Here is a 12,458-nt window from a genome sequence, read left to right as displayed (position 1 = left end):
TTATTGCGCTCAAAATATTAAAAATCATTTACTTATTCTCCCTTTACGAAAATAATGCGTATAATTTATTGATTTCATTACGATTTCCATATTCACCTTTAAGAGTATTTTCTACCAGTGCTTCCCTTAATTCTTTATCTTCAATAAGTTTCTTTATTCCATTAACTATCCCGTTTATTCCCATCTCAGTTATTAATCCATCAATTCCATCCTGTACCTGACTTTTAGCAGTTGAAAAATTAGTAATAAGTACTGGCTTTCCGATAATTTGTGCTTCACGAACTGTTACAGCTTTCCCCTCATACCTTGATGGCTGCACATATATATCACATGCTTTTATATATGGATAGGGATTTGTCTTTTTACCCAATAAAAAAAAATGTTTTCCCAGGTTAAGTTCCACTAATAATTTTCTAAGTTCAGCTTCTAGCGCTCCATACCCAACTACATACCATTCCATATCATATCCCTCATCTAATAACTTTCTTAAGGCATGCATAGCAACGTCTATTCCTTTTGCATATGATAACCGCCCTACAGTAACAAGCTTTATTTTTCCTGGTTTCATCTGTAGTTCTTTCATAACATCTTCCCTGTGTGCTTGCTCACGTACGAACTCCGGAGATAATATATTTTCTATAATTTCAACATCCTTATTTACATTTGGTAAAATACTAAGAAATGAATCTCGACATCCTTCTGAAACTGCTACGATGTTATCCATTTTGCTCCACATTTTATACTCCATGTTTGCATTAAGGTTTATATTTGAATAATCTGTATGAATCCAACCAATCTTTCGTTTCGCTCGAACTTTATCTCCAACAAAATAATGGGGCCATAAAAAACTAATTGCTATATCATACTCCTCTTCCAGTTTCGGTATAAATGGTAAAGTTATTCTCCATCCATACTGAATAACGAAATATCCCACCTCTGCACTTTTCACATATCTCCCATGCACATCCCCCAAAATTTTCCCTAAAGTCCTTGCCATCCCAATTGTAATTTGCCCTTCTTGCAATATTTGTTTAATTGATTTTCTAAAAGTAGTATATTGTTTTACTTCCTTTAACAAATTAGGCAGTTTAGGTAATAAAAAAAGAAACTCTCCCTCATGTTTAAATAACATTAAATCTACATCATATTTGCTATAGTCGATTGTATTCAATAAACCAATTAAACTTCTTTCTACTCCTCCAATTGCCATATCAAATGATGTAATGAGAATTTTTTTCTTTTTCATTTCTTACTCCCTCATCCGATTTATTTTACTAGTTTTATTCTTATGAAAGTAATTACATTTAACTATGATTCCCTATACTCTAATCCATACAATAATAACCACTCTGGAATATTACTCTTTATATCAAAACCGAGCTTCGAGATCGTATCAGCTATTATTTCTGTATTTAATTTTTCTTTTTCCAAAACCCTTTGAATTTCTGCAGACCATATTTTAAGATTTTCATCTAAGCTAACAAATGATATTATCCCTAATCCCATATCAACATTTTTAGTTATTGTATTTGCCACTACACACGGAACACCTGCACACTGTGCTTCTAATGCAACAATTCCAAATCCCTCAAAAAGTGACGGAAAAAGAAAAACATCAAACATCCTTATAATTCTTGGAATGTCTTTTCTTACTCCTAAAAATCTAACTTTTTCATAGATACCTAGTCTTTTAGATTCTAGCTCAATAGAGTTCTTTAACGGTCCATCTCCTACTAAAACAAGCATAAAATTAGGATCATATTTTAATACCTCATTGAAAACTTTCAATATAAATATATGATTTTTAGATTCAGAAAAACGCCCAATATGACCAATAACTTTCTGTTCAACTGGTATATTGAATTCATTCCTTACTGCATTATCATCCTGTATATTTGCATTAGCAAATTGGTTAATATCTATTGCGTTTTTCATTATCTTTACCTTTGAATTATCAATGTTTTTTTGAAATAAAAAACGTGCAGATTCTACACTGCACGCACAATAATTTGTTCCCGCATAAGTAATAATTGTTCGTAAAAAACTCAATAAAACTTTCCCTTTTACCCCCGATCCCATCGGCCAATTATTACTATGTGAATGACAAATCCTTATTTTTATACCCGCTATTTTAGCAGCAACAGCAACAAATCCCCCTTGGTAATCAGTATGTGCATGTGCTGCCACATATTGATTACTAGACATTACCTTAACAAGCTCTTTAATGTACGAAAGAGGGCCTGCCTGTCCTAAGCTAGATATTCGATATATTTTCCCACCCAATGCAATTATTTCCTTATCATAATCACATTCTTCACTTTTATGGGAAACAAAATCAAATTGTACCTTTTCTCTATCTACATTCCTATATACATTCATTAGCAACGCCTCTGCACCACCTCGGTCCATCGCACTAACGATATGCAACACCCTTTTAGGTCGTTCTAGTTTACACATTGAAAATTACTCCCATCTAAGAATGATTTTCAAATATACATTTCATCCCAAAAAATTACTCTTATAAACTATCCCTAAAGTAATAACATGTTCATATACAAAATAAATAAAGTAACATAATATTACTGCATAATAAATTAACTTTTGGTCCTTTTCAATAAATACCTTTATAACCCACGATATCAATATCAATTGGTATAATCCAAAATATATGGAGAATCTAGCAAAAATCCAATTTTGAGTTGAAATAATCATAAAAACTAGACCTAGTAATGCCATATTTACGATATAATCACTCTTCGGAAAAAGCTCTCTTAGTTTATGCCTCCCAATAAAAGCAAGGATGAGCGGGGTTGCTTCCACAGCAACTCGAAGAATATTAGCTCCCCCTTCTTGAAAATCCTTATAATGTCCATATTGAGTATCTCCTATAGTCGCAAAGAACGCTTCTGCAAATTGATTAAATCCTATCACAATAAGCACCGCAAGAAAGAGTAGTATAAATGTTATTGTCGACCAAGCTTTTCTTCGGACTACAAAATAAATAGGAATTAATACAAGAGCACTTTGATGAAAAGTAGATGCAAACAGGACTATTAAAAAATATTTTTTCCAATTCCCATCTAAAATATATTTTGTGGCGGTAAAAATAATTGCTGCTGTTAAATACTGCCTCACTCCATTCATTGAAACTAAGTACATACCCGATGCTATATATACATATAAACTTAACTCAATCATTCTTGAATATTTATATAAAACTGCTACTATTAATATATTTGTTATTAACGCTGTTATAAAAATTAGAACTTGGGGATCATCCGTATATACTTTTAATATCATTTGTAAAATACTAAATCCAACATCCTTACTATTTTGAATATACCCCCAATTGAAATCAGTAACTTTAAAAGCATGCATATAAAAATACGTATCACCAATATTATTTCTAAAACCAGATACTAGTACAAGAGAGGTAGTCGCCATTAAAATCAATAATCGATTTGGTTTTAACATCACAATTCCTGTAGTTACCGGCATAGCAAAATACCTTGCAAAAAATGCGAGTATGAACACTATAAAAAGATTCATCCAAAGTATAGTCATTATTATTCCCTCTCATTTAACTACCAAATAAATTTCTATATATTTGCTTTCACTCTTGTTTTTACTGTTATATAACTATAAAGAATAACTCCAAATGGCAGTGCGCAAAGTGTAAGCACTTTGCATGGTGACTCTTTTATAAATCTTATGTTTTTTGCTATAAAGCTACTTGATACATAATGTACAGCTTGCCTATATTTAAATAACCTATTTGTAAATGGTAGCTTCATCAGTTCTTTACGATAAAAAGCAAAACCTTTTGGATTCTGACGATACTGATTTAACATATTCATCGAAGAACCATCAGGTAGATATTCAACATAGCAAAGAGCTTCATTCATCAGTAACATCTCATATTTCTGATCCAACATATAATATTTATATGCCAAACCTACATACTTCTCATTTTTAAAAATCGGATATGGATACTTCTTTGTTAGTTCTGTACGATATACTAATTTCTTATCTCCAGTTACACCATGTTTATTGTAGAGATTAAAAAGTGTAGAACGGTTAAGATGTAATGGTAACTTTGAACCAATTACCTTCTCATCTTTATATAAATCAAGAGCGATTATCCCACTTACCTGTTCATTTCCATTTTTATTCCAAAAATTAATGATTTTCTCTACGGCATCACTGGGCATTGAATCATCTGAATCAATACATACATTGAGTTCTGTATCAATCATTTCATAAGCTGTATTATGAGCACCGTGCATCCCTTGATTTGGTTGCCAATAATACCGTATGTCTATATAATCTTCAGAAATCCAAGAATGCACTAACTCCTTTGTATTATCATCAGATCCATCATCTATAATAAGCCATATAAAATCTTTACACGTTTGCTGCTTCAAGCTTTCATAACACCCCTGAAGACAATACGCTCTATTATATGTAGGGGTAAAAACCGTTAGTTTTTTCAAATTTCTCACCTCGATACTGCTACATAGAATTTTTGAGTGAACCCAGTAATATTTTTTATATCGTATCCTTTTTCAGCTAACGCAAATTGTGCAATGCTCCTCGATATCTTCCTATCCGCTATACTTTGTAATTTCCCTGTCCACTCTCTTACCTCTAACAAAGAGCACTGTTCAACTAAATTCAAACCCAGATCTACATCTTGCGTAATAGTGTCTGATATAATACACGGTAAACCGGCTCCTTGTGCTTCAATAAGAGTAACTGGCAAGCCTTCATAAATAGATGGGAATATAAACGTATCAAATGCTTGTAATAAACAATTAATATCACTACGTATCCCTAAAAATTTAACCCTATCTGTTAAATTTAGTTTCTCTACTTTCTTCTCCATTTCTACCCGAAGTGGCCCATCTCCCACTAACAAAAGAATAGATTTCGGTCGGGATTCTATTAATTGGGCAAAAATGTCTATTAGAAAAGTATGATTTTTAGGATATGCAAATCTTCCGACATGTCCGATCACAAAGGCATCTTCATGAAGTTTCAGTTCTTTTCTTACTTGTTCTCTAATTTCTGAAGAAAATGCAAACTTATCACATTCAATTCCATTCTTTAAAATTTCAGTTGTACTTACCCTATCAGCAAACAACCATTTTGCCGCTGTAATTGAACATGCTAAAAAATGTGTTGCACATGGCACAATAAATGCTCCTGCATACCATTTATATATCTTCGCTATAGTTCCGCCTTCACTACTTGTACTATGGCTATGTGAAATTCTAACCGGTATTCCCGCCTTCTTGGCTGAACGAAGTACCAATCCACTCATTTTATCCATATGTGAATGAACGATTTTATATTGTGGATGAGAGCTAAAGAAGGTATTTAATGCCTTTATATAGCCTCTATGACCAACATCCGTAACATATGGAATTCTATGAACTTTTCCGCCCAACTTTACTACCTCATCATCAAACACTCCTTCTTTACATGTTAAAAAATCAAATTGAACTTTGGAACGATCTATATTGCGATATAAATTCATAATTAGCGTTTCGGCGCCGCCTCTATTCATATTTACGACTACGTGCAATACTCTTAATGGAGTACCCACCTTAACTCCTCCATTTCACCCATGAATGTTGTATAGATTTCTTGTTTCTCCTTTAACACTTCATTTACTGAATATTGATTTTTAATACTAGTACATCCATACTGCCCCATCTGAGCTAATAATTTAGGATTTATAGAAATACCCTTTATCCTGTCAGCCATTGCGTTTATATCATCACGATCTACAATCCAACCATTTTTATTATTAATAATCAATTCCCTATGCCCCCGGTTATCAGTAGCTACAACCGGAAGCCCACAAGCCATAGCTTCCATAATATTAACTGGTAAACCTTCCCGATAACTCGATGCAACAGCTAGATCACACATCTGTAGCAAAGAGGCTATATCATTTCTATAACCAAGAAAGTGCACCATACTACTCACGCCTAGTTGCGTCGCTATTTTTTTGCACTCTTCCATTAAAGGCCCTTCACCAGCAAGTAGTAGCTTCGCATGCGGAATTTCATTTTTCAATTGTGCCAACAATCGAATTAAAAAGCTTTGATTTTTGTTCTTATTAAATTCAGCTGCATAAAACATTAAAAAATCTTTAGACTTATAACCATTTTTATGTCTTAGTTTCTCCTTTTCTCTTTCAGTAACAGGAATATATCGTTCTATATCTACTCCTACACCATGAACGAGTTTAATATCTTTCGCTTGAAAACGATGTTTAACTGCTAAATTGTAATCTTCTTCGTTAATTGTTATTAGGCAGTCCGTATTAATCGCTAAACTTCTTTCAATTGGATAATATAGGAGCCAATTTATGAATGGTGACCCTTTACAAAAATGAAACCCATGTGCTGTATATGCAACTTTTGTTCCTTGCTGCCTTGCTTTTCGAGCAGCTAAACGAGCAATCACTCCTCCCATAGGCGTATGACAATGGATGATATGATATTTATTTTGATGAATAATTGATTTTAGTTTTTTATATGCATGAAGGTTTTGTATGCTAAGAGGTGATCTTTGAATAGGAATATTATATTTTTGAGTTACGTACGGAAGATGTATATTCCCATTCGCTGCAACATGTACTTCCCATCCTTGTTCTGCAAACCATTTCAAATACGGTAAATGAAAAGCCTTAAAATGATAATCCACAGTTGCACAAAACAGAACTTTTTTAGACACCATCTCACGCACCCGTCTTATATAATTTTTTTCTTTTAACCTGATACCGGTATTAACAGCTTTAAAGTTTTACGCTGATTTACTAACTTTAACAATCGTTTTCTTAATTCTACTTCGTTTAAATCTGTATAACTTGAAATGAACTCTTCAATTTCTTCTATACGAACATTCATTTCTTGTCCTACGTAAATTCTCGGATGAACTTGCTTCTCATTCATTTCATCTTCTTTTAACAATTCTTCAAAAAGTTTCTCCCCTGGACGTATACCAGTAAATTCTATTCCTATTTCATCTACAGAATTTCCTGATAATCGAATTAGATTTTTGGCAAGATCGACAATTTTTACTGGTTCTCCCATGTCCAATACAAAAATCTCTCCACCTTTAGCTAAAGCACCAGCTTGCACTACAAGTCTTGATGCTTCCGGAATTGTCATAAAATACCGAACCATATCAGGATGAGTAACTGTAACTGGTCCACCATTTTGAATTTGCTTCTTAAATAAAGGTATAACACTCCCTCTACTTCCTAAGACATTCCCAAAGCGTACAGTAACAAATTTTGTATGACTTAATTTATCTTTATTTTGAATAACCATCTCCGCCAATTTTTTCGTTGCTCCCATAACACTCGTCGGATTCACTGCTTTATCCGAAGAAATCATGACAAATGTTCCCACTCCATGCGCTCTCGCTGCCTCTGCTATATTCATAGTCCCAATCAAATTATTTTTAACAGCCTCTTCAGGATTATTCTCCATTAGTGGTACATGTTTATGTGCAGCTGCATGATATACAACACTCGGAAGATGTTTGCTCATAATTAATTGCATCTTCTTTTCATCTTGTATATCTGCGATTTCAGGAATAAACGTGCCTTTCATATCTCCATATTTTCTGTTTAATTCCATTTCTATAGAATAAATACTGTTCTCCCCATGCCCTAGTAAAACCAACTTTTCCGGCCTAAATTTTGCAATTTGTCTACAAATTTCCGAACCAATCGAACCTCCTGCACCAGTAACTAAAATAACCTTGTCAGTTATATAATCTGAAATAATATCCACATCAAGTTCTACGGTATCACGCCCTAATAAGTCTTCTACTTGAACATCCCTAAATTCATTCACCGAAACTTTACCCGTTACTAAGTCTTCTAACATCGGAAGAATTTGAGTTTTCACTTCTGTTTTTAAACATCTTTTCAAAATAACATTTTGCTCTCTTTTGTTTAATGAGGGGATTGCCAAAATAATTATTTCAATTTTCAGTTTTTTAGCAACGTACTCAATTTGATTTATACCACCAATTACTGGAATACCCCAAATATCAAGATTATGTTTTTTTGCATTATCATCGATAAATGCGACTGGCATTAATTCAGCGGCACTATTCTTCAACAACTGCCTTGCAACCATTGTCCCAGCAGATCCCGCACCAACAATTAACGTTCTTTTTTTATCACCCCTTTTTACATAATAAGTATCTCTATACATTCTCCATATAAAACGTGAACCACCAATTAATAAAATATGAATCATCCAAGTTACAACTAACAGCCGAAAATACATTTTTGGCATGATTAGTTGCTGCACAACTGCTGTAGCAATTATAGAAAATGTAACAACTTTGCATATAATGAGTAATTCTCCTATACTTGCATATTCCCAAGCTTTGTTATACAACTTATACATTAAAGCAAACAAATGATGACTGACTAATAAAGTGATAGAGCTAATAATTGATGATAAAGTGATAACACTAAAGCTAGCATTTACAAAGAAATAACTAAAAAAAATAGCACTTAACACAATCATTGAATCCATTAAAAGTAATAACGATATCCTCCGCCGATACGTCATGTAAGTTCCTCCTTTAATCAATTCCATACTTAACTCTTTCAAATTTAAAGTTTCTAACTATATTCTCTTTATTAAAAACACATAGTTAGAAACTTTAATAAAACATGGGCATCTAACCCGGCCTCACATTACACTCTTGATGACTCGCATCTAAGGTTGTTTTCACAACCCACAGCATAATCGAGTGCCTCCGTTGATAGCGGTAAGGAGACATCACCACATCGTATCCCTTTAAAAAATTCTTTATAAAGAACATCTAAATATAAGGATATTGAATTTATTTTTCTAAAGTACATTTTTGTTATTTATACTTTTCCATTCAAAATCGCACCTAATATCCTACTTTTCGTAAAACTTAACGCCCTTTTCGTTTCAAGTGCATCTTCATTCATAGTATGATTATAACGGATCACCAATAATACACCTTCACATTTATCAGCCAATACACTTGTATCCGTTACTTCTAGCACAGGAGAAGAATCAAATAAAATAATATCATATCGTTCCAGCGCCTTTTGAACTAACATATCCATTGCATTTGAACTAAGCACTTCAGATGGATTAAATGGTACTGGTCCGCTAGTTAATACATCAAGCCTTACCACCTCTGTTTTTTTCACTGCGCCTTCTAAAGTCATTTTCCCGTTCAGTATATCAGTTAATCCAATTGTATTCTCAACCCCAAATATTTCATGAATAATCGGTGTTCGCAAATTTGCATCGATCACCAATACTTTTTCACCTTTTTGTGCTATCGAAGCTGCTAAATTAACTGTAATAGTTGATTTTCCTTCTCCATACCTTGGAGAAGTAATAACTATACTTCTATTTTTATGAATAGAAGACGATAATTGAAGATTTGTTCGAAGCGAACGATACTGCTCTGAAATTTTTGATCTTGGAGCGGTATGAACAATTACACTTTCTCTTTTAGCTTTATTTGTTTTTCGTCTACTTTTGTAATCCACTCCGCTTCCTCCCTCAATGGCAACGTATTCTTTTCACTATATCTGTCTTTCTTATTTTTCTTATTCATTTTAGAAATTCCACCTAAAACCGGGATATCTAATAATTGCTCAATGCGTCTTTCCGTTTTGATTGTCTCATCGAGAGAATCCAATAAAAAAATAAAACCGATACTTAGCACCATACCTACCAAGAATGCAATTGCAATCGTCTTAGTGTGATTTACATTGATCGGCATTGAATGTTTTTGGACCGGATCTTCTGGTAATATACTCACATTATTAAAATTCAATATATTAGCTACTTCCTTCTTATAAACAGTTGCAGTAGTATTTGCAATTTTATGCGCAAGCAGAGGATCAGTATCTACCACATTAATCCTTATTATTTGAGAACCTTGTACACTTTCCGTACTTATTTGTCCACTTAATGCACCTACGGATCTATTAATATTCAATTCAGCGGCTACTTTTTCTAAAACTACAGGCTCATTTACCATTGCTTTCAGTGTATTCATAGTTTCAGCGTTAGCTTGGACAATAACTCTTGCCGAAGAGGCATATAATGGCGTTTTTACATATATACTATAAATCGCTCCTCCTAATGTTGTGAAAGTTGTAAATAATAGAAGTATCCAAATTCTTTTTCGTATAATGGTAAATATATTTTTCAAATTTATTTCTTTATCCATAATTCTCCTCCTCATTTAAAACCAATGAGCTTGAAATTGAAATTAAAAACTCCAGTACAATGACATTTTCATTCTTTCAAATATACAAACATTACTAATTAATGCCATTTTAGTTCTTTATATAGAACGAGTCAATACAAATTATTCTTGTTAAATCACTTCTTAATTACACCGCAAAAATTACGACAAAATTCACTGTAATTCGCTGTAGATAAATGACGAAAAAGCCCTGATGCCGTAATATCAGGGCTTTTTTTCTTAGTAGCCAAACGTATTTTAGTAACTGTTTCATTTTAGTAACTGTTTTATCTATTTCGCCTTGTGTGTTTTTCACAGCAGTAAGAGTTTGTGCAACCTCTTTAAGATTCCTTGTAACTTCATTATCCGGAAACATCATTACTTTAATACCATTGAGTAATGATCCTATCCATGAACCACAGACCTACGACCTTTCAGCTGAAGATGTAAAAATCATTGGTCGCGTTGTACAAGCAGTAAAAAATTATTAAATTTCTAACGCTAGAAATTTAGCATCAAAAGAGTAGACGACAGTCTACTCTTTTTAAATAAAAAAGAACCAATCCTAATATCAAAATACTCTTAGTAGAACACCTTAAGAAAAATATAAGAAAGACTCCGTCATATATCCATTGAAGTAACTTCTAATATCTATTTTCATATTAGCGACAAAATCAGTAAAGGTTCTATTTCTGAATTTGAAAAGCTTATGAGTAATGTTTTAGACTAAAAATTTTAGTGGCTATTTTGTGGCCGCTTTTCATTTTACATCCACTTGAAGTTATCTTTATAAAAAAGAAAAAGCCCTAATACCGTAGTATTAGGGCTTTTTTCTCTCTTAGTATAGAGACATATATTGATCGCGTTCCCATTGGTGAACTTGCGTGCGGAAAATATCCCACTCAATTTCTTTTGCTTCAATGAAGTGCTCAAGTAAATGATCACCTAATGCGCCACATACGATTTCATTAGATTGTAAAGTAACTAACGCTTGCGCTAATGTTGCTGGTAAGTCAACGATACCTGCTTCTTCGCGCTCTTCTTTTGTCATTACATAGATGTTACGATCTACTGCAGCTGGCGGAGTTAATTTGTTTTTAATTCCGTCAAGACCTGCTGCTAATAATGTAGCCATTACTAAATATGGGTTTGCAGCTGGGTCAACACTACGTACTTCTACGCGTGTACTAATACCACGAGATGCAGGGATACGTACTAATGGGCTACGGTTTTGTGCAGACCATGCTACGTAACAAGGAGCTTCGTATCCAGGCACTAAACGCTTGTAAGAGTTTACAGTTGGGTTTGCTACCGCTGTAAATGCTGGTGCGTGTTTTAAAATACCTGCGATGAAGTGACGAGCATCATCACTTAATTGTAAGTCACCGTTTTGATCGAAGAATACGTTCTCACCATTTTTGAATAGTGATAAGTTACAGTGCATACCTGAACCGTTCACACCGTATAATGGTTTTGGCATAAATGTTGCGTGTAAACCGTGTTTACGAGCAATTGTTTTTACAACAAGTTTGAATGTTTGAATATCATCACATGAGCGAATTGCACTTGCATATTTAAAGTCAATTTCATGTTGCCCTGGAGCAACTTCATGGTGAGACGCTTCAATTTCAAAGCCCATCTCTTCTAGTTCAAGAACGATATCACGACGACAGTTTTCCCCTAGATCCATCGGCGCAAGGTCGAAGTATCCACCGTTATCGTTTAATTCTAATGTTGGATTTCCTTTTTCATCTACTTTAAATAGGAAGAATTCTGGCTCTGGTCCAAGATTGAAATCTGAGAATCCTAAAGCTTCCATTTCTTTTAACACACGTTTTAAGTTGTTACGTGGGTCTCCATCAAATGGAGTGCCATCCGCATTGTAAATGTCACAAATTAGACGAGCAACTTTACCTTTTTCAGCTGTCCAAGGGAAAATTACCCAAGTATCTAAGTCAGGATATAAATACATATCAGATTCTTCAATACGTACGAAACCTTCAATAGAAGATCCATCAAACATCATTTTGTTATCAAGAGCTTTCGTTAATTGTCTCACTGGAATCTCTACGTTTTTAATTACTCCTAAAAGGTCTGTAAATTGTAAACGGATATACTTTACATTCTCTTCTTCCGCCAAACGGAAAATATCTTCTCTTGTGTACCTAGCCATT

At 33.6% G+C, this 12,458-nt stretch carries 10 protein-coding genes and 1 pseudogene; 1 reads left to right on the top strand and 10 read right to left on the bottom strand.

Annotated features, from left to right (window positions below):
* Nucleotides 1–43: 43 nt before the first annotated feature.
* From SJY24_RS12105 to SJY24_RS12065, 9 genes are all read right to left on the bottom strand, one after another.
* Nucleotides 44–1,246 (bottom strand): glycosyltransferase, encoded by a 1,203-nt coding sequence (locus tag SJY24_RS12105; protein WP_377864782.1) that lies wholly within the window; start codon nucleotides 1,244–1,246, stop codon nucleotides 44–46.
* A 62-nt stretch (nucleotides 1,247–1,308) separates the two neighbouring features.
* Nucleotides 1,309–2,457 carry a glycosyltransferase family 1 protein gene (locus SJY24_RS12100; protein ID WP_377864781.1) on the bottom strand — a complete coding sequence of 383 codons (1,149 nt, stop codon included), beginning with the start codon at nucleotides 2,455–2,457 and terminating at the stop codon, nucleotides 1,309–1,311.
* A gap of 42 nt (nucleotides 2,458–2,499) precedes the next feature.
* Entirely contained in the window at nucleotides 2,500–3,564 is a 1,065-nt protein-coding gene (locus SJY24_RS12095) for an EpsG family protein (protein ID WP_377864780.1), read from the bottom strand.
* A gap of 35 nt (nucleotides 3,565–3,599) precedes the next feature.
* A complete protein-coding gene (locus SJY24_RS12090; RefSeq protein ID WP_377864779.1) occupies nucleotides 3,600–4,493 on the bottom strand; it encodes a glycosyltransferase family 2 protein in 894 nt (297 codons plus the stop codon).
* A 5-nt stretch (nucleotides 4,494–4,498) separates the two neighbouring features.
* Nucleotides 4,499–5,608, bottom strand: a complete 1,110-nt coding sequence (locus SJY24_RS12085; protein ID WP_098870290.1) for a glycosyltransferase family 1 protein — start codon at nucleotides 5,606–5,608, stop codon at nucleotides 4,499–4,501.
* Entirely contained in the window at nucleotides 5,593–6,750 is a 1,158-nt protein-coding gene (locus SJY24_RS12080) for a glycosyltransferase family 4 protein (RefSeq protein WP_377864778.1), read from the bottom strand. Before SJY24_RS12080 ends, SJY24_RS12085 begins: the two co-directional genes overlap by 16 nt.
* Before the next feature lie 32 nt (nucleotides 6,751–6,782).
* Nucleotides 6,783–8,609, bottom strand: coding sequence for a polysaccharide biosynthesis protein (locus SJY24_RS12075; protein ID WP_377864777.1), 1,827 nt, complete (start codon nucleotides 8,607–8,609; stop codon nucleotides 6,783–6,785).
* Nucleotides 8,610–8,914: 305 nt separating this feature from the next.
* Nucleotides 8,915–9,577, bottom strand: coding sequence for a CpsD/CapB family tyrosine-protein kinase (locus SJY24_RS12070; RefSeq protein WP_098665706.1), 663 nt, complete (start codon nucleotides 9,575–9,577; stop codon nucleotides 8,915–8,917).
* Nucleotides 9,526–10,266 (bottom strand): YveK family protein, encoded by a 741-nt coding sequence (locus SJY24_RS12065; protein WP_377864776.1) that lies wholly within the window; start codon nucleotides 10,264–10,266, stop codon nucleotides 9,526–9,528. The genes SJY24_RS12070 and SJY24_RS12065 overlap by 52 nt, the downstream gene beginning before the upstream one ends.
* Nucleotides 10,267–10,643: 377 nt before the next feature.
* On the opposite strand from SJY24_RS12065, the pseudogene SJY24_RS12060 reads away from it, so the two are divergent.
* Nucleotides 10,644–10,775: pseudogene (locus SJY24_RS12060) on the top strand (LexA family protein); the annotation flags it as partial.
* 347 nt (nucleotides 10,776–11,122) lie between these two features.
* On the opposite strand, the gene glnA reads toward SJY24_RS12060, so the two are convergent.
* Nucleotides 11,123–12,457, bottom strand: coding sequence for a type I glutamate--ammonia ligase (gene glnA / locus SJY24_RS12055; RefSeq protein ID WP_000135335.1), 1,335 nt, complete (start codon nucleotides 12,455–12,457; stop codon nucleotides 11,123–11,125).
* Nucleotide 12,458: the final 1 nt, after the last annotated feature.

Source organism: Bacillus sp. R86525 (assembly GCF_042466195.1).
Classification (GTDB): Bacteria; Bacillota; Bacilli; order Bacillales; family Bacillaceae_G; genus Bacillus_A; species Bacillus_A nitratireducens.
The sequence above is the reverse complement of the archived record's forward strand: the minus strand, read 5'-3'. Positions and strand labels throughout refer to the sequence as shown.